General features: G+C 65.0%; 19 protein-coding genes and 2 tRNA genes. 8 read left to right on the top strand and 13 right to left on the bottom strand.

Going from position 1 to position 24,750, the window contains the following annotated elements:
- Positions 1-2: 2 nt before the first annotated feature.
- The 6 genes from RSE12_16095 to lipB all read right to left on the bottom strand — a co-directional run bounded on the left by RSE12_16095 (position 3) and on the right by lipB (position 6,821).
- Positions 3-1,718, bottom strand: a complete 1,716-nt coding sequence (locus RSE12_16095; GenBank protein ID WRH61873.1) for an AMP-binding protein — start codon at positions 1,716-1,718, stop codon at positions 3-5.
- 110 nt (positions 1,719-1,828) lie between these two features.
- On the bottom strand, positions 1,829-2,338 hold the full coding sequence (locus RSE12_16090; GenBank protein WRH61872.1) for a DUF2244 domain-containing protein: 510 nt from the start codon (positions 2,336-2,338) through the stop codon (positions 1,829-1,831).
- A 285-nt stretch (positions 2,339-2,623) separates the two neighbouring features.
- Entirely contained in the window at positions 2,624-4,303 is a 1,680-nt protein-coding gene (ctaD, locus tag RSE12_16085; GenBank protein WRH61871.1) for a cytochrome c oxidase subunit I, read from the bottom strand.
- Between the two features lie 182 nt (positions 4,304-4,485).
- Positions 4,486-5,283, bottom strand: coding sequence for a LytTR family transcriptional regulator DNA-binding domain-containing protein (locus RSE12_16080; protein WRH61870.1), 798 nt, complete (start codon positions 5,281-5,283; stop codon positions 4,486-4,488).
- A 36-nt stretch (positions 5,284-5,319) separates the two neighbouring features.
- Positions 5,320-6,117: a LytTR family DNA-binding domain-containing protein gene (locus RSE12_16075; GenBank protein ID WRH61869.1), complete on the bottom strand. Its 798-nt coding sequence runs from the start codon at positions 6,115-6,117 to the stop codon at positions 5,320-5,322.
- 5 nt (positions 6,118-6,122) lie between these two features.
- The gene (gene lipB, locus RSE12_16070; protein ID WRH61868.1) at positions 6,123-6,821 is read right to left on the bottom strand and encodes a lipoyl(octanoyl) transferase LipB; all 699 of its coding nucleotides are present in this window, start codon (positions 6,819-6,821) and stop codon (positions 6,123-6,125) included.
- Positions 6,822-7,070: 249 nt separating this feature from the next.
- Between lipB and RSE12_16065 the strand changes: the two genes are divergently transcribed.
- The 7 genes from RSE12_16065 to RSE12_16035 all read left to right on the top strand — a co-directional run bounded on the left by RSE12_16065 (position 7,071) and on the right by RSE12_16035 (position 17,588).
- The gene (locus RSE12_16065) at positions 7,071-8,006 is read left to right on the top strand and encodes a class I SAM-dependent methyltransferase (protein ID WRH61867.1); all 936 of its coding nucleotides are present in this window, start codon (positions 7,071-7,073) and stop codon (positions 8,004-8,006) included.
- 102 nt (positions 8,007-8,108) lie between these two features.
- Positions 8,109-8,195: transfer RNA gene (locus tag RSE12_16060), tRNA-Leu, on the top strand.
- Positions 8,196-8,477: 282 nt separating this feature from the next.
- On the top strand, positions 8,478-12,812 hold the full coding sequence (locus RSE12_16055) for a Hint domain-containing protein (GenBank protein ID WRH61866.1): 4,335 nt from the start codon (positions 8,478-8,480) through the stop codon (positions 12,810-12,812).
- A gap of 263 nt (positions 12,813-13,075) precedes the next feature.
- Positions 13,076-14,179, top strand: coding sequence for an ABC transporter ATP-binding protein (locus tag RSE12_16050; protein ID WRH64844.1), 1,104 nt, complete (start codon positions 13,076-13,078; stop codon positions 14,177-14,179).
- 73 nt (positions 14,180-14,252) lie between these two features.
- Positions 14,253-15,326 carry an ABC transporter substrate-binding protein gene (locus RSE12_16045; protein ID WRH61865.1) on the top strand — a complete coding sequence of 358 codons (1,074 nt, stop codon included), beginning with the start codon at positions 14,253-14,255 and terminating at the stop codon, positions 15,324-15,326.
- 62 nt (positions 15,327-15,388) lie between these two features.
- Entirely contained in the window at positions 15,389-16,639 is a 1,251-nt protein-coding gene (locus RSE12_16040) for an ABC transporter permease (GenBank protein WRH61864.1), read from the top strand.
- Positions 16,640-16,649: 10 nt separating this feature from the next.
- Complete coding sequence (locus RSE12_16035; protein ID WRH61863.1) at positions 16,650-17,588, top strand: ABC transporter permease; 939 nt, start codon at positions 16,650-16,652, stop codon at positions 17,586-17,588.
- 50 nt (positions 17,589-17,638) lie between these two features.
- On the opposite strand, the gene RSE12_16030 is transcribed toward RSE12_16035, so the two are convergent.
- The 7 genes from RSE12_16030 to RSE12_16000 are packed head-to-tail and all read right to left on the bottom strand — an operon-like array spanning position 17,639 to position 24,110.
- The gene (locus RSE12_16030) at positions 17,639-18,577 is read right to left on the bottom strand and encodes an AEC family transporter (GenBank protein WRH61862.1); all 939 of its coding nucleotides are present in this window, start codon (positions 18,575-18,577) and stop codon (positions 17,639-17,641) included.
- Positions 18,578-18,583: 6 nt separating this feature from the next.
- Positions 18,584-19,396: an MBL fold metallo-hydrolase gene (locus tag RSE12_16025; GenBank protein WRH61861.1), complete on the bottom strand. Its 813-nt coding sequence runs from the start codon at positions 19,394-19,396 to the stop codon at positions 18,584-18,586.
- Positions 19,396-20,217 carry a TatD family hydrolase gene (locus RSE12_16020; GenBank protein WRH61860.1) on the bottom strand — a complete coding sequence of 274 codons (822 nt, stop codon included), beginning with the start codon at positions 20,215-20,217 and terminating at the stop codon, positions 19,396-19,398. The genes RSE12_16025 and RSE12_16020 overlap by 1 nt, the downstream gene beginning before the upstream one ends.
- Positions 20,218-20,223: 6 nt before the next feature.
- Positions 20,224-21,363, bottom strand: coding sequence for a DNA polymerase III subunit delta' (locus tag RSE12_16015; protein ID WRH61859.1), 1,140 nt, complete (start codon positions 21,361-21,363; stop codon positions 20,224-20,226).
- Positions 21,364-21,365: 2 nt separating this feature from the next.
- Positions 21,366-21,983: a dTMP kinase gene (gene tmk, locus RSE12_16010; GenBank protein WRH61858.1), complete on the bottom strand. Its 618-nt coding sequence runs from the start codon at positions 21,981-21,983 to the stop codon at positions 21,366-21,368.
- Positions 21,983-23,167: a D-alanyl-D-alanine carboxypeptidase family protein gene (locus RSE12_16005; protein ID WRH61857.1), complete on the bottom strand. Its 1,185-nt coding sequence runs from the start codon at positions 23,165-23,167 to the stop codon at positions 21,983-21,985. The genes tmk and RSE12_16005 overlap by 1 nt, the downstream gene beginning before the upstream one ends.
- Before the next feature lie 52 nt (positions 23,168-23,219).
- Complete coding sequence (locus tag RSE12_16000) at positions 23,220-24,110, bottom strand: SPOR domain-containing protein (protein ID WRH61856.1); 891 nt, start codon at positions 24,108-24,110, stop codon at positions 23,220-23,222.
- 387 nt (positions 24,111-24,497) lie between these two features.
- Between RSE12_16000 and RSE12_15995 the strand changes: the two genes are divergently transcribed.
- Positions 24,498-24,587: transfer RNA gene (locus RSE12_15995), tRNA-Ser, on the top strand.
- Positions 24,588-24,750 lie beyond the last annotated feature (163 nt).

Genomic DNA, 24,750 nt, shown 5'->3' with positions numbered 1-24,750 from the left:
GATCAGGCGCCTTTCATGCTGGAGAGAGCCTCGGTCCGCAATTCGCGGCGCAAGATCTTGCCCACGTTGGATTTGGGCAGGTCATCGCGGAATTCGATCTGGCGCGGCACCTTGTAGGCGGTGAGGTGCGCCTTGCAATGGGCGCGGATGTCGACATCCGCCAGCGTGGGATCGCGGCGGACGATATAGGCGCGGACGGCTTCGCCTGCAGCCCCGTCGGGGATCCCGATCACGGCGCTTTCGGCAATGCCGGGGTGGCGGGCGAGAACATCTTCCACCTCATTCGGGTAGACGTTGAAGCCCGAGACGAGGATCATGTCCTTCTTGCGGTCGATGATGCGGAAATAGCCGTCCGGGTCCATGACGGCGATGTCGCCGGTGCGCAGGAAGCCCTCAGCGCAGATCGCGGCGGCGGTGTCTTCGGGGCGCTGCCAGTAGCCTGCCATGACCTGCGGTCCGCGCAGGGTAAATTCGCCGGGAGTGCCGGGGGGGACTTCGGCGCCGGTGTCATCGACGAGGCGAACCTCCGTCGAGGGCATGGGGATGCCGATGGAGCCTTCGCGCGCGCGGCCGATGGGATTGCCGGTGGCGACGGGGGAGGTTTCGGTCAGGCCATAGCCTTCGACGATTTCCGTTCCGGTCATGTCGCGCCACCGCTGGGCCACGGCGGCGTGCAGGGCCATGCCGCCCGCGAAGGAGGCCTTGAGCGCGCGGGGTGGGGCGTCGCGGAACCAGAATTCGTTCATCAGCCCGTTGAACAGCGTGTTCACCCCGACGATCCAGGTGATCGGGTAGTTTTCAAACGCGCGTTTGAGGTTCGACAGGGGGCGCGGGTTCGGTATCAGAAGATTGCGACCGCCAAGGTGGAAAAAGCCCAGAAGGTTCAGGGTGAAGGCAAGGATGTGATAGGTGGGGATGGCGGTGAGCACCACCTCTTTGCCGGGGGCGACGTGCGGATTGATGAAGGTCATGGCCTGGGCCATGTTCATCAACAGGTTGCGGTGGGTGAGGATCGCGCCCTTGGCCACGCCCGTGGTGCCGCCCGTGTATTGCAGGGCGGCGATGGCATCGGGGGGAAGATCGGCATCGTGGCGGCCGGCGGGGCGGGCCGCGCCCTTGGCCAGTGCGTCGGGCAAGCGGATATGGGGAAGGTCATGCGCGGGGATGGTCCGGTCCCAGTATTTCTGGACCAGCCCGATCACGCCGCGCACGGCGCGGGGCATGAGTTCGGCGACGCGGGTGACCACGATCTGTGGCAGGGGGGTGAGCTTTCCCGCCTCGGTCAGTTTGTCCATGAACATGTCGGTGATGACGATCAGCCGGGGGCTGGCGTCGCGCAATTGATGCGCCATCTCGGAGGGGGTGTAGAGCGGGTTGATGTTGACCAGCACGCAGCCCGCCTTGAACACGCCGAAGGCCACGACCGGGACGGTCAGCGAGTTCGGGGTTTGCAGCGCCACCCGGTCGCCGGGGTTGAGGCCTGCAACATCGCGCAGATAGCTGGCGAAGGCGTCGGAGAGGCGGTCCACCTCGGCAAAGGTCAGATCGCCATACATGCCGTTGGGCATGACCACGGTATAGGCGATGCGGTTGCCTTCGCGCGCGGCGGTGTCGCGGACCAGTTGGCCCAGCGTGGGGGCAAGGGGTGCTGTCACCTCGGCGGGAACGCCGGGTGGGTAAGCGGCGGCCCAGGGACGGGCCGTGGCTTTCGATGTCATTCTGTTGTTCCTCCCCGGAAACACGTCTGATCACGGGTCTTGCGCCCGTGCTGCCGTCTAATGTGGGAGGTGATCACCTTCCTGTGAAGGGGCGTGGTGCCGATCCGCCGCTACGTCACTGCGCCGGGGCTGCTGTTCAGCCGGGCGAGGCGGGCCTGCAACTCATCCCGTAGGGCGATGCGTTCTTCTTCCGAGAGGAAAGCGCCCAATTCCACCTCGCGCCCGCTGCCGCGCAGGGTGAGGTAATGGGGCACGGGGCCGCCGGTCGGGTGCAGGTGGACCGAGACCCAGAACGGGTTGGCCTGCCAGTCCTGCCGCCGCCCGCGGGGGCCGTGGCGGGTGAGCGAGAGACTGTCCGGGGTAAGGGTGAGGTCTTCGACAATCTCGCCGTCGCGGTAGGAGCGGGAGAGTGCGGCCCACATGCCCCAGATCGCCAGCGCGACAAAGGGCAGGATGCCCCAGAGGACAGGCGAGCCGAGCACGGAGACCATGGGGAACAGCACCATGGCCGAGGTGCCGCCGATAAACAGGACAAAGCCTTTGCGCGGCAGGGATCGGTAGGGCCAGAGGTGCAGGCGGGCCTGTGCGTCTTCGGAAGGGGGCAACCATTGGTAGGGCATGGCGCGAAGTTAACCCGACGGATCAGGAAGGGAAGGGGGTGCGACGGCTTGTTCCGGCGTCTTTTGGGCAGCGACGTTTGAGGCACATGCCGGAGCGGTTTCTGGCGCGAGACAGGCGGGGTGGCGCGTGTGGGGCTGGCAAGGCGGTTGGTTCGGCTTGGGGTGTGGGGACGCATAAACTGTCGCAAGTTCCGGCGCGGTAGCTGCGCCAGAAACCGTTTGGCGGTGGGCCAAAAGCAAAAGGCCCCGGGGGTTCCGGGGCCTTTCGTTTCAAGTGGCGTGGCCTTAGTGGGCGTGGCCCTTATCCCAATCCGACTGCTTGGGGAGCTGTTCGAAAGTGTGCTCCGGCGGCGGCGAGGACAGGGTCCATTCCAGCGTGTCGGCGTATTCGTTCCAGTAGTTGTTCTCGGTGACGCGCTTGCCGAAGAACAGGGTGTAGAACACGATGCCGATGAAGAACACGAAGGAGGCAAAGGCGATCATCGCGCCGATGGACGACCACCAGTTCCAGTAGGCAAACGCCTCGGGGTAGTCGATGTAGCGGCGGGGCATGCCCTGACGGCCCAGGAAGTGCTGGGGGAAGAAGGTCAGGTTGGAGCCGATGAACATCGCCCAGAAGTGCAGCTTGCCTGCCCATTCGGGGTACTGGCGGCCCGACATCTTGCCCATCCAGTAGTAGATGCCTGCGAAGATGCCGAATACCGCGCCGAGCGACATCACATAGTGGAAGTGCGCCACGACATAGTAGGTGTCGTGATAGGCGCGGTCGACGCCGGCCTGCGACAGAACGATCCCGGTCACGCCACCGACGGTGAAGAGGAACAGGAAGCCGAAGGCCCAGAGCATCGGGGTCTTCATTTCGATGGAGCCGCCCCACATGGTGGCGATCCAAGAGAAGATCTTGATGCCGGTGGGCACCGCGATCACCATGGTCGCCAGCATGAAGTAGGACTGCTGGGTCAGCGACATGCCGACGGTGTACATGTGGTGCGCCCAGACGACGAAGCCCAGAACCCCGATTGCCACCATCGCATAAACCATCGGCAGGTAGCCAAAGATCGGCTTGCGCGAGAAGGTTGCGATGACCTGCGAGATGATCCCGAAGGCGGGCAGGATGATGATGTAGACCTCGGGGTGGCCGAAGAACCACAGGATGTGCTGGTACAGGACCGGGTCACCGCCGCCCGAGGGCGTGAAGAAGGTGGTGCCGAAGTTACGGTCGGTCAGCAGCATGGTGATGGCACCGGCCAGAACCGGCAGGGCCAGCAGGATGAGCCAGGACGTCACGAAGATCGACCAGGCGAACAGCGGGACCTTGTGCATGGTCATGCCCGGGGCGCGCATGTTCAGGAAGGTGGTGATCATGTTGATCGCGCCGAGGATCGAGGAGGCGCCCGAGAGGTGCACAGCGAAGATCGCGAGGTCCATGGCATAGCCGCCTTCGGCGGTGGTCGACAGCGGCGGGTAGAGCACCCAGCCCACGCCTGCGCCCGAACCCAGTTCGCCACCGCCACCGGGGGCGAAGAGCGAGGCCACGGCGAGCGAGGTGCCTGCGACGTAGAGCCAGTAGGACAGGTTGTTCATCCGCGGGAAAGCCATGTCCGGCGCGCCGATCTGCAGCGGCATGAAGTAGTTGCCGAAGCCGCCGAACAGCGCGGGGATCACCACGAAGAACATCATCAGGATGCCGTGCGCAGTGATGGTGACGTTCCAGATGTGGCCGTTGGGCGTGCAGGTCGCTGCCGCATCGGCAACGAAGCGCAGGCCTTCCTGACACATGTACTGAACCCCGGGGTTCATCAGCTCCATCCGCATGTAGACGGTGAAGATGACCGAGATCAGACCGACGAGACCGCCGGTGAAGAGGTAGAGGATCCCGATGTCCTTGTGGTTTGTGGACATGAACCAGCGGGTGAAGAACCCCCGCTCGTCATGATCATGGCCATGAATGGCTGCGTCGGCCATTGGCGTCTCCCGTTCTTGCGTGTTCCGCGGGTATTCCCGTCGGACGGTTCCCTTGAGCCAGGCCCGCTTGCGCGGAATCCGGGCGGCTGTGTTTGGTAATAGCCCGCAGGCCGGAAAGGGGCAACGGGGGAGTTTGATACAGATCAAGTACAAACGTCGCAGGGGGGGTGGTTTACAGGTGGTCAGCGCGGCGGCAGGAGGCCGGTCTGTTCCAGCGCGGCAAGGTGGCTGCGGCTGACCGGCAGGTCGGTGCCGGTGGTGAGCGTGATGTTGGCGCGGGGCCCGTCGCGGCGGGCGGCGGTGATCTGGTCAAGCGCGATCCAGTGGGAGCGGTGGATGCGCAGGCCGGGGGTGGGGGCGGCCTCGGCTATGGCGTCGGACAGGCGGATCAGCACGAGGGCACTGCCTGCGGTGGTCGTCACTTCGGTGTAGTGATCGGTGGCGGTCAGGGCGACGAGGGGGGCGCGGATGTCCTTGGGCAGGCGGTTGAGCAGCCGCGGCGCGGGCGTGTAGGGGCGCAGGACCGGCGCGGCGGGAGGTTCGGCGAAGAAGATTTGCGAGACGGCGACAGAGATGAAGGCGCTGATGGCAAAGAGGGATGCGGTCAGCGCCTCTGGCCCGAGTGCCACGTCGCCGGGGCGCAGAAGCAGCGCGTTCAGGCCATGGACGAGCAGGGAGATCGGCCCGCCCGCGACCATACCCGCCAGCAGGGCGACCCACAGGCGCGGCAGGCCGCTCCGCGCGAGCATGGTTGACAGGGAGCGGCACAGGATCAGGCCCATGGCCCCCGTCACCACCACCATGAACACCCAATAGGCAAGGCGCGGCAGGACGGGCAACGCGGTCATGGTTCCGAAGGGGCCGGTGATGCCGATGACCAGGCCAAGCGCGACAAGGCTGATCCAGAAGCGCGGATTGCGCAGGATGGGGCGCAGTTGCGCCCAGGCAAGATCGATATCGGAGGGAAAGGTCAGTGCCATGGTTCGCAGCGATGTTTAAGCCTCTGCGCGGCCGCGTCAACGTGGCGGCAGGAGGCCGGTCTGTTCCAGCGCCTTGAGGTGGCTGCGGCTGACCGGGTAATCCCGGCCATCGGCAAGGGTGACGATCGCGCGCGGGCCATCGCGACGCGCGGCGGTTATCTGATCGGTTGCCACCCAGTGCGAGCGGTGGATGCGCAATCCGGGGGTGGGCGCGGATTCGGCGATGGCGTCCGACAGGCGCAGGAGCAGGCGGGTGGTGCCTGCGGTTGTTGTCACCTCGGTGTAGTGATTGGTGGCCGTGAGGGCGACGAGGGGCGCGCAGATTTCGGCGGGGAGCCGGTCCAGAAGGCGCGGCGGCGCGTTGTAGGGTGGCAGGGTGGCAGGTTTGGAGGGGGCGGCGAAAAAGGCGATGTAGGTGGCCAGCGACATCACGGCGGAAATGGCCACGATCGACAGCACCAGCGGCATGTCGTTGATCGCCAGATCCCCGGGTTGGAGCAGCACGCCGTTCACGGTGAAGACGATGGCGCTGACGGGCAGGCCTGTAAGCGCGCCGGAGACAAGGGCGGCGAGCCATTTCGGCAGGCCGAGCGCATGGAAGATGTCGCAGCCGACAAAGCCCAGCACAAAGCCCAAGGTGCCGGTGGTGACGACGATCACGCACCAGTAGATCATGCGGTGCAGAAGTGGCACGGTTTCGGCGGTGCCGTAGGGGCCTGCCACGCCCAGCACCACGGCAAGGCCAAGGAGGCCCGCCCAAAAGCCCTTGCTGCGCAGGATGGGGGACAACTCGTCCAGCGCCGTGTCGATCAGGGGGGCTGGGATCAGGGCCATGGCTGTCAGGCGGCGCAGGTGGCAGGGTGCAGCCCGTTGGGATGCAGGCCGCCCTGCGGGGGGAAGAAACGGGGGAAGGTGGCGATCAGCGCGGCGTCAAGATCGGCCATGGTGACGGGAAGGCCGAGATCGACAAGGCTGGTGACGCCATGGTCGCGGATGCCGCAGGGGACGATGCCCGCGAAATGCCCCAGATCGGGTTCGACATTGATCGAGATGCCGTGAAAGCTGATCCAGCGGCGCAATTTGACGCCGATGGCGGCGATCTTGGCCTCGTTCGGGGTGCCGTCGGGGTTGGGCGCGCGGTCGGGGCAGGTGACCCAGACGCCCACACGGCCGGGGCGCACCTCACCCGTGACGTTGAATTCGGCAAGGGTGGCGATGACCCAGTTTTCCAGTGCGCGGACGAAGCAGCGCACATCGCGGCCACGGGCACCGACGTCGAGCATGGTGTAGATCACGCGCTGGCCGGGGCCGTGATAGGTGTATTGCCCGCCGCGCCCGACATCGAAGACGGGGAAAAGGTCGGGCTGCACAAGATCGGCGGGATTGGCGGAGGTGCCGGCGGTGTAGAGCGGCGGGTGTTCCAGCAGCCAGACCGATTCTGGCGCGCGGCCTTCGGACATAGCGGCGACATGGGATTCCATCTCTGCCAGCGTGGGCAGGTAGGGGCTGAGGCCCGGAAGATGCTTCCAATCGACCATGGCGCGTGTTCGGGAAGGTGTCCCGCCTCCTTGACCGTGGAGATAAGGCCTTGGCGTGACGTTGTCACGCCCCGCAGACCGGAACGCATGCAACGCAGGCGATATTTTTGATGCGCCATCTTGGCAAAAGCGCCGAAGTTTTCCACATGCGCAATTGGGACAGGGTGCCGACCAGAAGGATCGGCAGTAGAGGGATCAGTGAGCGTGGCCGAAACATGTGGGTTCTGTGCGGGCACAGAAGTTGAAGTCGTGTCTAACCGGGATCGGCACGGTGCGCCGCTGGTGACGGTTCTGTGTTCGGGGTGCGGGATGTTGCGAAATGATCCCGTGCCGACCGAGGCAGAGCTGACGCAGTTCTATCGCAGCGCTTATCGCGAAAGCTATAAAGGGGCGGCTGCGCCGCGCCGGAGGCAGGTCTGGCGCAATCTGAAGCGGCTGGACGGGCATTTCCGGGCGTTTCGCGATGTCTATGCGCGGGGCGGGGCCTGGCTTGACCTTGGGTCGGGAAGCGGGGAGTTCACCTTTTTGGCCACGCGGTTGGGCGCGCAGGTGACGGCTGTCGAGCCGCATCTGGGTTATGCGGCCTATTGCGGGGAACAGTTGGGTTTGCAGATCGAAGGCAAGCGGCTGGAGGATTGCGACTTCGAGGGCCCGCGCTTTGATCTGATCCGCTTGAGCCATGTGCTGGAGCATATGCGCGATCCGGTGGCATCGTTGCAGCGGCTGGCCGGGTGGCTGCGGCCTGGCGGGGTGATTTATATCGAGGTGCCTGACATCGAGCGGGATGCGCAGAACAAGTTGCAGGGGCGGCTGTTTCATTTCGGGCATATCCACAACTTCAACCCGGTGCTGCTGCGCCACACGGCCGGGATGGCCGGATTGGTGGAAGTGGCGGCGACGGCGGATCGCTGCGCTGGGCGCTGCGGCGCGTTCTTCACGGTCGGTGAGGGCGGGGTGCTGGATGAGGCGGCGCTGGCGGCCAATGCACGGCAGATGCGGGCGGTGATGGCGGCGCATAATGCGCGGCGGTTGCCGCAACCGACCGAGGGCACGGCCACGGGGCAGTTGTTCGCACGGCTTGGGGCACGGCTGAAAGAGAGCCTTGCCGCCGCCGCAGCCGGCACGCATCGCGCGATGGCCGAGGCGACCGCGCGGCGGTTGCAGCGGGACTTTTCGCAGCCCTGAGGGGCGGGGAACTGGCGCGAAAGTGGCGGTGATCGGGGGGCGATTTTTCCTCTTTCCTTCGCTGATGCGCTTCGCTACACAACCGCCACCAAACCAAAGCGTGCGGATGTGGCGGAATTGGTAGACGCGCAGCGTTGAGGTCGCTGTGGGGTAACTCCCGTGAAGGTTCGAGTCCTTTCATCCGCACCATTTCTTTCCAAAGCGGGGCCGAAGCGGCCCGGGCGAGGTGGAAAGACCCCTGACCCAGCCAGACGGTGACGTGGAAACGGGCGCGATTGCGCGGCGTCTGACAGTGAGTCCCCTTGGCAACACGGGGATGAATTAGGCTGGATTATGACGCATTTTCAGCGGGATGGCGGGTTTGCCACAATTTCGCCACAATTGCCATCCTTAAGGATGGACTAATCCCGGCGTAAGACCGGGTTCTTCCCGAACCGGCGCAAGACCGGGCGGCGTGGCGCGAGCGGTGTTATGCCAACATATGTGATCGACGGCTATGCCGTCGGCAGTGTCGTTGTTACCGGGGGCGGGACGCCCACGACCGGATCCACCTTTCGGCTGGATCCGGGCTGGTCTTCATCGACTGCCGCGCTGACCATCACGGTCACGGATGACGACACGGGATTTTCGGGATCGGCGGCGACGGTTCTGGACGGCAGCCAGACCGGGGTGGTGATCACGGCGGCCGGTGCCACGGTGGGATCGGGGACGATCCGGCTGGGCAATGGATTTACCGTCACCGATCCGGTGGCGGGGTCCGTCACGATCTATCAGGTGATGATCGGGTCGACGGTGGTGGGATACACCACGACCGCGCCCTTGCAGCCCGGCGTGCTGTATACCGTGGGGAGCACGGTCACCAGCACGGCGACGGGGGTTCCCTATACCTCGCTTGCGATGCTGGATTACGAGCAGGCGGCGGATAATTCCGTGGTCGGAGGGGCCGGCAATGACCAGATCCTGGCCGGAGAGGGTGCCGATACGGTGCAGTCAGGCGCCGGGAATGACACCGTCTTCGGTGGCGCCGGCAATGACCAGATTGATGGCGGCGCGCTGAACGACCAGTTGGATGGCGGGCTGGGCAGCGACACGGTTCTGGGCGGGACCGGCGACGATGTCCTGATGGGCTGGGATGGCGATGACCAGTTGCAGGGCGGCGACGGGAACGACGTCCTGACCGGTGACGGGCCCGCGGCGGCGAATTTGATCACCAACGGGACTTTCGCCAGCGGTCTGAGCGGCTGGACGGTGAACAACCCGACGGGCGGTGCCGCGCCCATCACCTATACCGCCGGAACCCCGGCAAGCCCGGGGGTCGGGTTCAACAACAACGACGAAGCCGCGATCGGCGATTCGATCCAGCAGACGATCACAACGCAGCCGGGCGAGACCTATGACCTGTCGCTGCGGCTTTATGAGAACGGCAGCGGGGTCGGCACGCATACCGTTGTGGTCACAGTGCTGGACGCGTCTGGCAACGTGGTGTCGAGCCAGACCTATGTCGTTCTGAACGGGACGATTCAGAACCCGACCTTTGCCTTTACGGCAACAACGTCGACGATGACGATCCGCATCACCAACACGGCATCGACCACGTCGTTGAATTCGGATCTGATGGTGGATGACGTGTCGGTGGTCGGGCGCAACAGCCCCGCCGGCAATGACAGCCTGGATGGCGGGTCGGGCAACGACACGATCTATGGCGGGGTCGGCAATGACACGCTGCAGGGCGGGGCCGGGACCGACAGTGTGTTCGGGGATGCGGGCGACGATACCTTTATCGTCAACAACGCATCGCAGACCGACCTGATCTTTGGCGGCGATGGCAATGACACCATCAGCTTTTCCACCGCCACGGTTGCGGCCAACGTGGTGTTCAGCGGGACGGGGACAGGGACGCAGAACCTTGTCGGGGTGCCGGCGGCTGCCTTTTCCGGGATCGAGGGGATCACCGGGACGGAATTGAACGACACGCTGAACGCCGCGCTGCATGGCACGGGCGTGGCGCTGTCGGGCCTTGGTGGGGCGGATAGCATCACCGGCGGCGGCGGGGCGGATCAGCTGTACGGAGGCCTGGGCAACGACACGCTAACTGGGAACGCCGGCAATGACTTGCTGGATGGCGGTTCGGAAGCGGACCAGCTGTTCGGTGGGACGGGCGACAACACGCTGTTTGGTGGCACCGGAAATGACCGGCTGGAGGCCACAACCGGCAATGACCTGCTTTATGGCGGGGCGGGTGTTGATTCCCTTTTTGGCGGCGATGGCGCGGACCTGCTGGACGGGGGCGACGACGCCGACAGCCTGTCGGGCGGCACGGGCAATGACAGCTTGTATGGTGGCGACGGTGCCGACACGCTGGATGGCGGGACGGGCAATGACCTGCTGTCCGGCGGGCTGGGCAATGACAGCCTGACCGACACGTCGGGCAACAACACGCTTTATGGCGATGATGGCGATGATCGGCTGACGACCGGATCGGGGGCCGATCTGCTTTATGGCGGGGCGGGGCTGGATTCGCTTTATGCCGGGACGGGCAATGACCTGCTGTCGGGCGAAGATGGCAATGACCTGCTGGATGCGGGCGGCGGCAACGACACGCTGATCGGCGGGGCGGGCAATGATTCCATGCTGGGTCAGGCGGGGGACGATACCTTTGTCCTGAACGGCAATGACGGCACGGATAACATTGTCGGCGGAACCACGACCAACACGCTGGGCGATCTGATCGACGCGACGGGGATGACCGGCCCGACGACGGTGACGTTCACAGGCAGCCAGACGGGATCGCTTTCGGCCTCTGGCACAGCGGCGGCGTTCAGCAATATCCTGCGGGTCAATCTTGGGTCTGGCAATGACACGGTCTTTGGCGGATCGGGGGCGGAGTCCGTTGACGGCGGTTTGGGCGATGACAGCCTGCTGGGCGCTGCTGGCAGCGATACGCTGTCCGGGGGTGATGGCAACGACACGCTGGTCGGCGGGACCGGCAGCGACACGCTGTTCGGCGGGGCCGGGGATGACCGTTTCGTCATCGGGGCCAGCGACGGATCGGACAGCATCGTCGGCGGGACCGGGAATGACACGCTCGATTTCGGTGGCCTGACGGCGGCCGTGACGGCCACCTTTACCGGGGACGGCACGGGTGTCATTTCCAGCAGCGCGGGAACGACGACGTTTTCGCAGATGGAGGTGCTGCAAACCGGATCGGGCAATGACACGATCACCGGCGCGGGCGGGAATGATACGATCGTTGCCGGGGCGGGCAATGACCGCGTGTTTGGCGGCGCGGGCACGGATGTGCTGTTCGGCGGTGACGGGCGGGATTCGCTGGAAGGCGGGGATGCCAATGACACGCTGATCGGCGGCGCGGGCAGCGACACGCTCTATGGCGGCACCGGGCTGGACGTGGTGGACTATTCCGCCAGCGACGCGGCGGTGAACGTCAACCTGCGGACCATGAGCGGGCAGGGTGGCCATGCCGAAGGCGATGTCATGGCTGGCATCGACGGTGTGGTCGGGTCTGCGTTCAATGACACGATCATCGGCTTTGACGGCGAAAGCAGCGACGCTGCGGACTTTTTCTACAACAGGTTCGAAGGCGGCGCGGGCAATGACATCCTGGAAGGCCGCGGCGGCACCGATGCGCTGTTCGGTGGTGCCGATGATGACACGGTGCTGGGCGGCGACGGCAATGACACCGTAGATGGCGGCGACGGCAACGATGTTCTGACCGGTGATGCCGGGAATGACACGATGTCGGGCGGGTCGGGCAATGACCAGATGTCGGGGGGGGCCGACAACGATTCCATGGAAGGCGGCGACGGGGCCGACGCCATGGATGGCGGAACCGGCAATGACAGCATGGCCGGGGGCGCGGGGAACGACACGATCCTTGGCGGGTCCGGCAATGACACGATGTCGGGCGGGAGCGGGCGCGATACCTATGTGTTCACGCCGGGCAGCGGGCGCGATGTCATTACCGATCTGGACCTGACGCTGGTCGATGGGCAGTTCACCGACCGGTTGGATGTATCGGGGCTGGTTGATGCGTCGGGCAATCCGGTCAACTGGGCGGATGCGGTTGTCACCCCGGATGGGGCTGGGGGGGCGCTGGTCACCTTTCCGGGGGGCGAGGTCATCCGGCTGGTCGGGGTTGACCCGGCGCTGCTGTCCACCAAGGAGGCGCTGGTCCAGCTTGGGGTGCCGTGTTTCACGACGGGCACGCTGATCCTGACGGATCGCGGTGAGGTTCCGGTCGAGGCGATCCGGGCCGGGGATCGGGTGATGACGCTGGATCACGGGTTGCAGCCGGTGATCTGGGCGGGCGGGCGGCATCTGGACCGCGCCGCGCTGGAGGCGGAGCCGCTGATGCGACCGGTGCTGATCCGGGATGGGGCAATGGGCAACCGGGGCGATGTGCTGGTATCGCCCAACCATGCGGTGCTGGCCGAAGTGGACGGGGTAGAGATGCTGGTGCGGGCCAAGCATCTGGCCGAGATGGGGGATGCGCGGTTCCGGATTGCAAAGGGCAAGAAGGAAGTGGGCTATCACCATCTGCTGCTGGAGCGGCACGGGATCGTCTATGCGCAAGGCATGGCGACCGAGACGCTGTATCCCGGCCCCATGGCGGTGGCGGCGCTGGGGCCTGTGGTCGCGGCAGAGCTTGCAGCGGCGTTTCCGCTGCTGGCGCCCGTGCTGGCCGGGGTGGCCGAGGCGGCAGAGTTGTACGGGCCCACGGCGCGGCCCGTGGCCAAGCGGCGGCAGTTGTTGACCGGGCCGAACCCGATGCGGCGCGCGGCGGCCTGAGAAGGCGTGCCCCCTAGAGTGCTGCACTGCAGCAAGAGTCGGGTGGTGTTTCCCCTAGGGAAGGCTGTTTTCCTGCCAGCAAGCCAAGACCTGCCGCTTTGATTGGCGAAGTGGTCGCAAACTGGCCTATTTTCCCGCAATCACGGATGTTACCCGCTTAGTCAGACAAGCAGGTTGCATTGCAGCATGGCTTTGGCTTTAGTCAGACCAAGACGAGCGGGGAACCCGCCGAGAAGACCGGGGAGACGAATTTGGCTGCTTCGATGGCTGCTGCGGGCCAGAACGACGCGTTTGTCGTTTTTGATCATGTTCAAAAGAGCTACGACGGCGTTTCGCTTGTCGTGAAGGACCTGAACCTGAGCATCGGCAAGGGCGAGTTTCTGACGATGTTGGGACCGTCCGGATCGGGCAAGACCACCTGTCTGATGATGCTGGCCGGGTTTGAGACGGCCACCAACGGGGAAATCCTGCTGGATGGCCGCCCGATCAACCAGGTGCCGCCGCACAAGCGGGGCATCGGCATGGTGTTCCAGAATTACGCGCTGTTCCCGCATATGACGGTGGGAGAGAATCTGGCCTTTCCGCTGGAAGTGCGGGGGATGGGCAAATCCGAGCGCGAGGCCAAGATCAAGCGCGCGCTGGACATGGTGCAGATGGGGGCCTTTGCCAACCGTCGCCCGGCGCAACTGTCCGGCGGGCAGCAGCAGCGGATCGCCTTGGCGCGGGCCTTGGTGTTCGATCCCAAGCTGGTGCTGATGGATGAACCGCTGGGCGCGCTGGACAAGCAATTGCGCGAGCATATGCAGTTCGAGATCAAGCATCTGCATGACAGTCTTGGCATCACGGTGGTCTATGTGACCCATGACCAGGGCGAGGCCCTGACGATGAGCGACCGGATCGCCGTGTTCAACGATGGGCGCATCCAGCAACTGGCATCGCCGTCGGACCTGTACGAGCGGCCGAACAACAGTTTCGTGGCGCAGTTCATCGGCGAGAACAACCGGCTGGAAGGCACGGTCGAGGAAATCCGCGACGGGCGCGCGTTGGTGCGGCTGGGAACGGGCGAGTTGATCGACGCGACCCCGGTGAACGTGTCGGAGAAGGGGCAGAAGACCCTAGTGTCGATCCGGCCGGAACGGGTGGAATTCAAGGCCGACCTGCTGCCTGCGGATGCGCATATGATCGAGGCCGAGGTGGTTGAGGTCATTTATATGGGTGACCTGTTCCGCACCGTGCTGAAGGTGGCGGGGCATGATGATTTCGTCATCAAGAGCCGAAATACGCTGGGCCAGCGGGTGCTGACCCCCGGCGAGACGATCAGGATCGGCTGGGCGCCGCAGGATGCGCGCGCGCTCGACCCGATCTGAACCGATGCCGTGCCCGGGAACGGGTGCGGCCAATGACAACAGAGCAGTTCTGTTCAACATGGGAGCTATAAGCATGAAAAGAATCCTGATCCTGTCCACCGCCCTGACCGGCCTTGCCTTTTCGGCAGCCGCGCAGGAACTGACGGTGATGTCGTGGGGCGGCGCCTATGGCGAAGCCCAGACCGAAGCCCACGTGAAGCCCTTTACTGCCGCGACCGGCACCGCTGCCAAGATGGTCGACAGCGACAACCCGGCCACGCCGATCAAGGCCATGGTCGAAGCGGGCAACGTCACCATCGACGTGGCGTCGCTGGAATATGCCGACGCGATCCGGCTGTGCGATGAAGGCATGCTGGAGCCGATCGACATCAGCATGCTGCCCGCCGGTGCCGATGGCACCCCGGCCGCCGATGACTTCCTGCCCGGCGCTGTGACCGAATGCGCCGTGTCGACCGACATCTGGTCGAACGTGTTCGCCTATGACAGCAGCAAGCTGACCGGGACGGTGCCGACGACGGCAGCCGACTTCTTTGACCTTGAGAAGTTCCCGGGCAAGCGCGGCCTGAAGAAGGGCGCGAAAGCCGTTCTGGAATTCGCACTGATCGCCGATGGCGTGCCGGTTGGCGAAGTCTATGACGTGCTGTCGACCCCGGAAGGCGTGGACCGTGCCTTTGCCAAGCTGGACACCATCAAATCGGACGTCGTCTGGTGGGAAGCCGGTTCGCAAGCGCCGCAGCTTCTGGCCGATGGCGAAGTGGTGATGACGACGGCCTATAACGGCCGGATCTTCAACGCCGCCATCGCCGAGAACAAGCCGTTCGAAATCGTCTGGGATGGCCAGATCTATGAGAACGAAATGTATGCAATTCCGAAAGGCGCACCGAACAAGGACGCCGCGATGGAGTTCATCAAGCTGTCGACCTCGACCGAAGGTCTGCGCGCGCAGGCGACCTACATCTCTTATGGCCCGGCTCGCAAGTCGGCGCTGGCGGAAGAGCTGATCTACAAGGACGGCAAGACCGTCATGGGTCCGCACCTGCCGACCGCGCCCGAGAACATGGGCAATGCGCTGGAAACCTCGGCCGATTTCTGGGTGGACCGGAATGCGGAACTGAACGAGCGCTTCAACGCCTGGCTGGCGCAGTGATCTGAAACCGGGCGCGGGGGGAAATCCCCGCGCCTTTTCCTTTGCCTGAGTGAGACCGACCGATGGCCGATGTGACCGCTGCCCTTCTGACTACGGCGGACGGACGCCCGCTGAAGACAGCGCTGGCCGAGGCGCAGGTGCGCGCCAAGCGGCGGGCCTTTCTTCTGGTGGCGCCGCTGCTGGTTTTTGTGGTGCTGACCTTCATCATCCCGATCGGGCAGATGCTGGACCGATCGTTTCACCATGACGGATTTTCTGCCAATGCCCCGGCAGTGGCGGCGTGGTTCGAGGCCAACCCGGCCGGGACCGAACCGGACGAGGCGGCCTTTGCCGCTTTGGCCGAAGATTTCAAGGCGATGAAGGCCAACAAGACGGCCGGCGAGGCCGGGACGCGGGTGAACTATACCCTGCCCGAGACGCGGTCGCTGATCACCAAGACGGCGCGGAATGCCGATGATCTGGCCCCGCCCTTCCGCGAGGCCTTTCTGGCGATTGACGAGAAATGGGCCGATCCGGCGGTCTGGCAGGCGATGCGATCTTCGGCCAGCCCCTACACGGCGGATTTCTACCTGTCGGCGATGGATTTTGAACGGGCGGAGGATGGCACTGTTCAGCGCGTGGATGAGAACAAGCGCATCTATCTGTATCTGTTTGCCAAGACCTTCCTGATTTCCGGGCTGATTACCTTTATCTGCCTGCTGCTGGCTTTCCCCGTGGCGCATCTTCTGGCGACGCTGCCGATGGCCAAGGCGAACCTCTTGATGATCCTGGTGCTGTTGCCGTTCTGGACGTCGCTTCTGGTGCGGACGACAAGCTGGATTGTGCTGTTGCAGGGGCAGGGGGTGCTGAACGAGATGTTCGTGTCGCTTGGCCTTGTCGGCGATGATGGGCGGCTGGAAATGATCTATAACCAGACCGGCACGATCATCGTGATGACGCATGTGCTGCTGCCGTTCATGATCCTGCCGCTTTATTCAGTGATGCGGGTGATCCCGCCCAGCTATGCGCGCGCGGCGCGGTCATTGGGGGCGACAAGCTGGACGACGTTCCGGCGCATCTATCTGCCGCAGACGTTGCCGGGGATCGGGGCAGGGGCGCTTTTGGTGTTCATCCTTGCCGTTGGCTATTTCATCACGCCCGCGCTGGTGGGCGGGGCGGATGGGCAGCTGATTTCCAACCTGATCGACTTCCACATGAAGAATTCGAACTGGTCCATGGCGGCGGCGCTGTCGGCGATGCTGCTGGCGGGGGTGCTGGTTCTGTACTGGCTCTATGACCGGCTGATCGGCATCGATAACCTGAAACTCGGCTGAGGATACGCGCATGGCCCTGCCCATCTATGCAAGCCCGCTGGAGCGCATCTGGCATTACACCTATCTGGTGCTGTGCACGCTGATCTTTATCTTCCTGATTTCCCCGATCCTTGTGGTCATCCCGCTGTCGTTCAACGTGGAGCCCTATTTCACCTTTACCGAGGCGATGTTGCGGTTCGATCCGGCGGGCTATTCGATGCGGTGGTATGACCTGCTGCTGACCGGCGGGATGCAGGCGCCCGAGGCGCTGCGCGATGGGGCGTGGTGGTCGGATATGTGGGCCAATTCCACATGGGTTCGGGCGGCGAAAAATTCGGTCATTATCGGGTTCTGGGCCACGATCTTTGCCACTGTGCTGGGCACGCTGGCCGCGCTGGGCCTGTCGCGGCCGGAAATGCCCTATCGGCGGACGATCATGGCGATCCTGATCAGCCCGATGATCGTGCCGATCATCATCATCGCGACGGGGCTGTTCTTTTTCTATTCCAACCCCTGTTCGATCATCGGCACGGAATGCGGGCGGCTGACCAGCACTTATCTGGGCGTGATTTTGGCGCATACGACGCTGGGGATTCCCTTTGTCATCATCACGGTGACGGCGACGTTGTCGGGGTTTGACCAATCGCTGATCCGTGCTTCGGCCAGCCTTGGCGCGTCGCCATCACGGACGTTCTTCAAGGTGGTGATGCCGCTTATTCTGCCGGGGGTGGTGTCGGGGGCGCTGTTTGCCTTTGTGACATCGTTTGATGAGGTGGTTGCGGTGCTGTTCATCGCGGGCCCCGATCAGCAGACGATCCCGCGCCAGATGTGGAACGGCATCCGTGAGGCGATTTCCCCGGCCATTCTGGCGGTGGCGACGATCCTTGTGATCATCTCCATCTGCCTGCTGGCGACGGTGGAATTGCTGCGGCGGCGGTCAGAGCGGTTGCGGGGCGTGTCGCCGCACTGAGGTTTGGCCGGGCGGATAGTCTGCGAGCAATCGGAGTCGCTGATGCGCGTTCAGGGCAGGATCTGGAGCCAGACCCAGATGGAGCCGATCGATAGCGCCGTGCCGATCAGCACGGTCGAGGCGGCGACGCGTTTGGCCACGCCATAGAGATTGGCAAAGAGGAAGGCGTTCACGCCGGGGGCCATGGCGGCGGTCATCACGGCCGAGCGCAGGCCTGCGGTATCGAGGTCCAGCGCGAAGCGGCCCAGCAGGTATGTCAGCGCCGGGTGCAGGATCAACGAGCAGGCGCAAAGCATGGCGATGATGCGGAAATCGCCATCCGGGCGATAGCGCAGGAGCACGCCGCCAAGACCGAAAAGCGCGGTGGGGATGGCGGTGGCGGCGACAAGGCCGACGGCGGACCATGCCACCTGTGGCAGGGGCAGGCCTGACAGGTTGACGATGAAGCCTGCCGTGATGCCAAGGACAAGCGGTTGCGAGAAGATCGCCTTGACGATCTGGCGCAGAAGGGCGGGTCCAGAGAGGCCCTGCCCACGCGTGCGCGCCCATTCCATCAGCGCGATGCCGAAGCCGTAGAACAGGGGGGAATGGATCGAGATGATGGCGAAGTTGCCCGCCAGCGCATCTGTCCCGTAGGCGCGTTCGGTGATGGGAACGCCAAGGAGAAGGGAGTTGGAGAACAGCGCCACGAAGCCGATGGCGGTGGCATCTGTTACCGGGCGGCGGAAGAGCCAGATGGCGGCGGTGAAGGCCAAAGCAAAACTGGCAAAGGCCGCGATGTAGAAGGACAGGAACAGTGCGGGCTGAAAGGTGGCGGCGAGGTCGAGCCGCGCGATAGAAGAAAACAGCAGTGTGGGGGCGGCGAAGTTCTGCGCGTACCGCATGAGGCCGTCAACGGCGGCGTCCTCGAACAGCTTTGCGCGGGCGGCGGCGTACCCGAAGCCGATCACGAGGAAGACCGGCAGGATGACATCCAGAAGCGCGTTCATCGGCGGTTACGATTGATTGTCGTAGGTGATCACCATGCCGTCATGGGCGGGGCGGATATGGGAGGGCAGTTCGGCGGTAAGTTCCGCGAAATCGAGATCGTGATGCATGTTGGTGATCACCGCGCGTGCAGGCCGGGCGCGGGCGATCCAGCCAAGCGTCATGTCCAGATGGGCATGGGTGGGGTGCGGTTTGCGGCGCAGGGCATCGACGATCCAGCAGTCGAGGCCTGCAAGGTGGGGCCAGCTTTCCTCGGGGATTGCCACGGCGTCGGGCAGATAGGCGAGGGGGCCGATGCGAAAGCCAAGGGCATCCATGCTGCCATGATTGGCGTAGAAAGGCGTGAAGTGCAGCGTGCCGCCCGCGCCGTGGATGTGAACATCGCCATCGATGGCGTTGAGGTCGAGGATGGGCGGGTAGGGGCTGCCTGCCGGTTGCACGAAGGCATAGCCGAAACGAGCGATCAGCGCATCCTGTGTGGGGCCGTCGGCCCAGACGGGCAGGCGGCGGCGGATGTTGAACACGATCTGGCGCAGGTCATCCAGGCCGTGGACATGATCGGCATGGGAATGGGTATAGACCACGGCATCCAGCGTGCCGATGCCCGCATCCAGCAGTTGTTCGCGCATGTCGGGCGTGGTGTCGATCAGCACGCGGGTGATGCCGTCGCTGGTTTCGCGTTCCACGAGGAGGGAGCAGCGGCGGCGGCGGTTCTTGGGGTTCGTGGGGTCGCATTGGCCCCAGTCGCCACCCGGGGGCCCGAGGCGGGGAACACCGCCCGAGGAGCCGCAACCTAGGATGGTGAAGCGGAGCGTGGCCATCAGGCGGCCTGCGCTTTCGCGCGTGCGCGGGTGAAGAGCCGGTCGAAATTCGCGGTGGTGGCGGCGGCGAAGGCGGCGTCGGACAGGCCGAAAAGCTGCGCGCCGGTTTTGGCGGTGAAGGCGGTGTAGGCGGGTTCGTTGCGTTTGCCGCGGAAGGGGATCGGGGCGAGATAGGGGCTGTCGGTTTCCAGCAGGATGCGTTCGAGCGGGGCAGCGGCGAAGATGTCGCGCAGTTCCTGCGATTTCGGGAAGGTCGCGATACCGGTCATGGACAGGTAGAAGCCCAGATCGAGCGCGGCCTTGGCCAAGGCGGGGCCGGATGAGAAGCAGTGCATGACGCAGGTGTATGGTTTGGCGCGGAAGCCTTCGGTCAGAATCTCGGCCATATCTTCATCCGCGGCGCGGGCGTGGATGATGAGGGGAAGGCCAGTTTCCTGTGCCGCAGTGATGTGAATACGGAGCGAGGTTTTCTGAACCTCGGCGCTGTCGGCGGTGTAGTGGTAATCAAGGCCCGTCTCGCCGATGCCCACGAATTTGGGGTGTTGGGACAGGGCGATCAGTTGATCGACGGTGACGAGGGGTTCTTCGGCCGCGCTCATCGGGTGGGTGCCTGCGGCGTAGAAGACGCCATCATGACCTTCGGCAATCGCACGAACGCGGGGTTCGTGTTTCAGGCGGGTGCAGATCGTGACCATGCGGCGGACGCCAGCGGCGCGGGCGCGGGCGATCACCTCGGGCAGTTCCTGTTCGAAATCGGGGAAATCGAGGTGGCAATGGCTGTCGACGAGTTCGGGCAGCGGTTCGTGTAGCGCGGTGGTCATCAATGCTCACCCATGGGCGAGCGTTCCCGCCGTCTCTTCCAGTTTCAGCACCATATCCATGAGAAGGGCGGCAGGGTCAAGGTTGACCGCTTTGCCGCGACGGGCGCGTTGGGCGAGGGTTTGGGCGATATCGGCCCAGCGGCGGGCGGCATCGGGCGCGCCGGACAGGCGGGTTATCAGCGCGGCTTCGCCCGGAGCGGCCTCAGCCGGCAAATGGCGGGTGGCGGCGGCGCGGGCGAGGCGCGTCAGGAACAGGTCGATGAGGGTAAGGATCAGGTCGAACTGCGCCTCGGCCCCGCGGCCCGCGCCGGTTTCGGCCAATGCAAGCAGGCGGGGCCGGTCGAGCCGGGGGAGGGTGGAGAAAAGGGCGATGAGGGCTGCGTAGAGCTTGAGCCCGTCGAGATTGGTCAGGCGGAAGGCTTCACCGACAGAACCGCCAGCGAGTTCGGCGAGGGGTTGGGTCTGATCCGGCGCAACCTCGCCCCCCGCAAGGGTGAGGGCTTGAGCCAGCGCGCCAGGGGCGAGTGGGGTGAGGCGCAGTTCGCGGCAGCGCGAGCGGATGGTGGGCAGAAGGCGATAGGGCTGATGCGCGATCAGGAAGAAGGTCGCCCCGGCGGGCGGTTCTTCGAGCAGTTTCAGAAGCGCGTTGGCGGCGCTGGGGTTCATGTCATCGGCGGCGTCGATGATGGCCGCGCGACGGCCCCCATCGGCGGCAGAGAGGGTGAAGAAGGATTTCATCCGGCGGACCTCATCCACCGTGATGTCCTGTTTCAGGCGCGATGCCTTGTCATCCCAAGGGCGGCGCAGCAGGAACAGGCGCGGTTCGGCCAGCGCGCGGATGCGGCGGGCGAGGGGGTCATCCTCGTACGTATCCAACGTTGTGGGCGGGGGGGGCGCGCCGAACAGGCCGCCGTCATCGGCGGGGGCCGCAAGCAAGAACCGGGCAAGACGCCAGGCAAGGGTGGCCTTGCCCACGCCGCGCGGGCCGGTGATGAGCCAGCCATGGTGCATCCGCCCGCCGTTGAAGGCCGAAAGGAAGGCGGCTTCGGCCCCGTCATGCCCGAACAGGCGCGGGGTTTCGCGCGGGTGCGGCGCGCCTTCGATGCGGTCGGGTTCGGGGATGTCTTCGGGGGCGGTGGTGGCCATGATCAGCCCAAGACTGCCTGAACGCTGCGCAGGATATCGGCGGCCACGGCAGTGGGCGTGCGCGCCCCGTCGATGATGCGGAAGCGCGGGTGTTGCGCGGCGAGCGCGAGGAAGCCCGCGCGCATCTGGATCTGGGTTTGCAGACCCATATCCTCGAACCGCAATTCGGTGCCTGCGCGGGCGCGGGCGCGGGACAGGCCAAGCGCGGGGTCGATGTCGACGAGGATTGTCAGATCGGGTTCGGTGGCGATCATCAGATCGTGCAGGCGGTCCACGGTTGCGACCAGATCGCCGCGCGTTATGCCCTGATAGATGCGGGTGCTGTCAGCGAAACGGTCGGTTATGACGATTTCGCCCCGTTCAAGGGCCGGGCGGATCGTGCGTTCCAGATGGTCACGGCGGGCGGCGGTGAAGAGGAGAATTTCGGTTTCCGGGGACCAGCGGTCGGGGTCGCCTTCCAGCACGAGGCGGCGGATTTCCTCGGCCCCCGGCGAGCCGCCGGGTTCGCGGGTAAGGGTGACCGTATGGCCCTGAGCGCGCAGGGCATCGGCCAACAGCCGGGCCTGCGTGGATTTGCCGGAACCGTCGATGCCTTCAAAGCTGAGGAAGCGGCCCGCCATCAGGAGGCGGGGGCGGCATCGTCTGCGCCCTGACCTGACAGGTATTGCTGCATCAGGCGCTGGGCCGCGGTCGAGAGCCGCTTGGTGAAGCCGCCTGCGGCGACATCGGTTTCGGCCACCAGCGGGATGCGGGCATCGGGCAGGTCGGGGACATGGACGATCAGTTCAGCCAGTTGTTGCCCGGCGGTGATCGGGGCCTGAACGGGGCCGGTATAGATCACCTCGGCGCTGACGCTGTCTTGCACCTGAGCGGGCACGAGCAGGCGCACATCTTCGGCGGGGACCAGACCCACGCTGTCGGCGGCACCCAGCCAGACCGGGGCCTCTGTCACGCGGGCGCCGGCCTTGACGATGGTCTTTTCGGTGAATTGGCGGAAGGCCCAGTTCACGATCGCCTCGGATTCCTCGGCGCGGGCCTTGTCGGAGTCGAGCCCGGTGATGACGAAGATCACCCGGCGGTCGCCCATGACGGCCGATCCGACAAGGCCATAGCCCGCCTCGGAGGTGTGGCCGGTCTTGAGCCCGTCAGCGCGCCAGTCAGAGGCCGCGATGCGCAGGAGCGGGTTGCGGTTGTTGGCATTGGCGGGGGCGCGGTCGAGATAGTTGAATTCGGTTTCGGCAAAGATCGGGTAATACTCGGGAAACTCCGAGATTAGCCGCTTGGCGAGAATGCCCAGATCGCGCATCGACTGGCGATGGCCCTCGGCCGGCCAGCCGGACGCGTTGATGAAGGTGGAGTTCATCATCCCCAGCGCCTTGGCGCGTTTCGTCATTTCTTCGGCGAATCTTTCTTCGGATCCGGCGAGACCTTCGGCCACGACGACACAAGCATCGTTGCCGGAGTTGATGATCATGCCGCGGATCAGGTCGATGACGGTGGGGCGGTCGGTTTCGTTGAGGAACATGGTCGAGCCCCCCATCGCCTTGGCCCGGGAGGAGACGGAGAAGGTGGTTTCCGGCGTTACGCGGCCATCGCGCAGCGCCTCGAACAGCATGTTGATCGTCATCAGCTTGGACATCGAAGCCGGGGGCAGGGCGACATCGGCGTTCTTGTCCAGAAGGACAGTCTGCGTTGTCATGTCGTAGACCCAGGCCGCGGTGGCGCGCGTTTCAAACGCGCGGGCGGGCAGGGCCGCCATGACCAACAGGGCGGCGAGGGCGAAGGTGCGGCGCAGGGTGATCATCCGGGTTCGTCCTTTCGACTGGGCTTTCGGCTAGGCTCTTGTTTGCCGGGGTCTAGCGCCCGGTGGCATAGGCATCGGCAAAGCCCAGCCCCTTGACCTTGGACAGCAGGGCGGCGCGGTCGCCGCTGCCGGTGGCCGTCACGCTCCACCAGGTCTTGCCCTGGGTGGTTTCCTTGCGGGACGTCGCGCTGACGCCGGCCTTTTGGAGCGTTTCGACGGCGCGGTTTGCATTCGCCTCGATCGAGAAGATGCCGATCTGGATGGTGATGTCGCCGGCCGCTGCCGGGGTGACCGCAGGGGCAGGTGCGGCTGCCGGGGCGGTCGCGGTGATGGATGGGGCGGGCGGGGTGGAGGGGGCTGTGCCTTCCACCTCATCCAGCGCGGTGGTTGCGACGGCGGCGATGTCGGTGGTGCCGGTGGCGGGCGCGTCTTCTGCCGTGGCTTCGGCGGTAACGGTTTCATTGGCGTCCAGCAGCGGTTTGGCCGCGTCTGTTTCCGGGGCGACCTCTTCGCGGCGCAGGGCGGTGACGCTGATCTCGGCCGGTTGACCTGCCAGCAGGCCAAGCGCTTCGGCCGCATCGGAGGAGATTTGCAGTTTGGGGCCGGGATTGAAGGCTTCGCGCTTGAACAGGGCGCCGATGACGAACTTGCCGTTTGCCGGATTGCGCAGGATCACCCGTTCGGGATCAACCGCGTCGGATGAGGCCACCCAGACGCCGCCCAGCGACGGCCGCCCGTCCCAAAGCGCCTGATCGGTGACCTGAAACACCTCGGGCGCTTCGACATCGCGGTCGACGAGTTTGACCGAGCGGGCGGGAGCGGCGGTTTCGCTGCCTTCCCCGGCAGATTTGCGCGCGAAAGGGTTCTGTCCGGGCTGGCATGCTGCCAGAACCATCAGTGCGGAAAGAAGAAGCGCCAGCCGCGCTTTCGGATGACCTGCCATGTTCAGCCCCATTGCCGCACGTTCACCGCGCGCGTTTCTGCCCGGATGCGGGCCTGTTGTTCGTTGTTCCTGCCCTGCCGGCGGATTTGAACCCACACGACGCGGCCAGCATACAGGTTGGGCTTCCGGGTGGAAAGGGCAGGGGTGGCAGATGGGCGGATTTCTCACGGCATCGTGGCCTTTGGGAATCGCTGCGATGCAGGATGGCGCGGGGTGCTGGGCCAGTGGCGGCTGGCCGGGGCGCCCGCGTGGCTGTGGGCGCGTCACGGATTGCGGCAAGTGCTGGACGAGGCAGGCGGAAAGTGATTAGAACAACGCGCCCGCCGCTGTGCCGGGCGGGACAGGGCGCGATGCCCCCGTCCCGCTACGGCGACGGATCGGCGGTCTGGAAGTGTGGCCGAGTGGTTTAAGGCTCTAGTCTTGAAAACTAGCGTGCGGGGAACCGTACCGTGGGTTCGAATCCCACCGCTTCCGCCACCAACCCCTTGAAATCCCTTCTCTTTCCGTTCCAACAGGGAATTCCCCCCTGTTTCCGCGCCTTAGGTGGGTTTTCTTTCCACGGAGACGCAACCAGGCCTCCTAGATCTCCCGTTTTGCTCCTCGCGTCTCCGCGCGCCACGCGCCCCGTTCGGTTTGCCCC

This window comes from Fuscovulum sp. (assembly GCA_035192965.1).
GTDB lineage: Bacteria > Pseudomonadota > Alphaproteobacteria > Rhodobacterales > Rhodobacteraceae > Paragemmobacter.
This window is presented reverse-complemented; position numbering and strand designations above follow the sequence as displayed.

Excerpts from the sequence above, each read along its gene's own strand:
- RSE12_16095 (WRH61873.1), bottom strand. The coding sequence starts at position 1,718 with ATGACATCGAAAGCCACGGCCCGTCCCTGGGCCGCCGCTTACCCACCC.
- RSE12_16090 (WRH61872.1), bottom strand. The coding sequence starts at position 2,338 with ATGCCCTACCAATGGTTGCCCCCTTCCGAAGACGCACAGGCCCGCCTG.
- ctaD (WRH61871.1), bottom strand. The coding sequence starts at position 4,303 with ATGGCCGACGCAGCCATTCATGGCCATGATCATGACGAGCGGGGGTTC.
- RSE12_16080 (WRH61870.1), bottom strand. The coding sequence starts at position 5,283 with ATGGCACTGACCTTTCCCTCCGATATCGATCTTGCCTGGGCGCAACTG.
- RSE12_16075 (WRH61869.1), bottom strand. The coding sequence starts at position 6,117 with ATGGCCCTGATCCCAGCCCCCCTGATCGACACGGCGCTGGACGAGTTG.
- lipB (WRH61868.1), bottom strand. The coding sequence starts at position 6,821 with ATGGTCGATTGGAAGCATCTTCCGGGCCTCAGCCCCTACCTGCCCACG.
- RSE12_16055 (WRH61866.1), top strand. The coding sequence starts at position 8,478 with ATGCCAACATATGTGATCGACGGCTATGCCGTCGGCAGTGTCGTTGTT.
- RSE12_16050 (WRH64844.1), top strand. The coding sequence starts at position 13,076 with ATGGCTGCTGCGGGCCAGAACGACGCGTTTGTCGTTTTTGATCATGTT.
- RSE12_16045 (WRH61865.1), top strand. The coding sequence starts at position 14,253 with ATGAAAAGAATCCTGATCCTGTCCACCGCCCTGACCGGCCTTGCCTTT.
- RSE12_16040 (WRH61864.1), top strand. The coding sequence starts at position 15,389 with ATGGCCGATGTGACCGCTGCCCTTCTGACTACGGCGGACGGACGCCCG.
- RSE12_16035 (WRH61863.1), top strand. The coding sequence starts at position 16,650 with ATGGCCCTGCCCATCTATGCAAGCCCGCTGGAGCGCATCTGGCATTAC.
- RSE12_16030 (WRH61862.1), bottom strand. The coding sequence starts at position 18,577 with ATGAACGCGCTTCTGGATGTCATCCTGCCGGTCTTCCTCGTGATCGGC.
- RSE12_16025 (WRH61861.1), bottom strand. The coding sequence starts at position 19,396 with ATGGCCACGCTCCGCTTCACCATCCTAGGTTGCGGCTCCTCGGGCGGT.
- RSE12_16020 (WRH61860.1), bottom strand. The coding sequence starts at position 20,217 with ATGACCACCGCGCTACACGAACCGCTGCCCGAACTCGTCGACAGCCAT.
- RSE12_16015 (WRH61859.1), bottom strand. The coding sequence starts at position 21,363 with ATGGCCACCACCGCCCCCGAAGACATCCCCGAACCCGACCGCATCGAA.
- tmk (WRH61858.1), bottom strand. The coding sequence starts at position 21,983 with ATGGCGGGCCGCTTCCTCAGCTTTGAAGGCATCGACGGTTCCGGCAAA.
- RSE12_16005 (WRH61857.1), bottom strand. The coding sequence starts at position 23,167 with ATGATCACCCTGCGCCGCACCTTCGCCCTCGCCGCCCTGTTGGTCATG.
- RSE12_16000 (WRH61856.1), bottom strand. The coding sequence starts at position 24,110 with ATGGCAGGTCATCCGAAAGCGCGGCTGGCGCTTCTTCTTTCCGCACTG.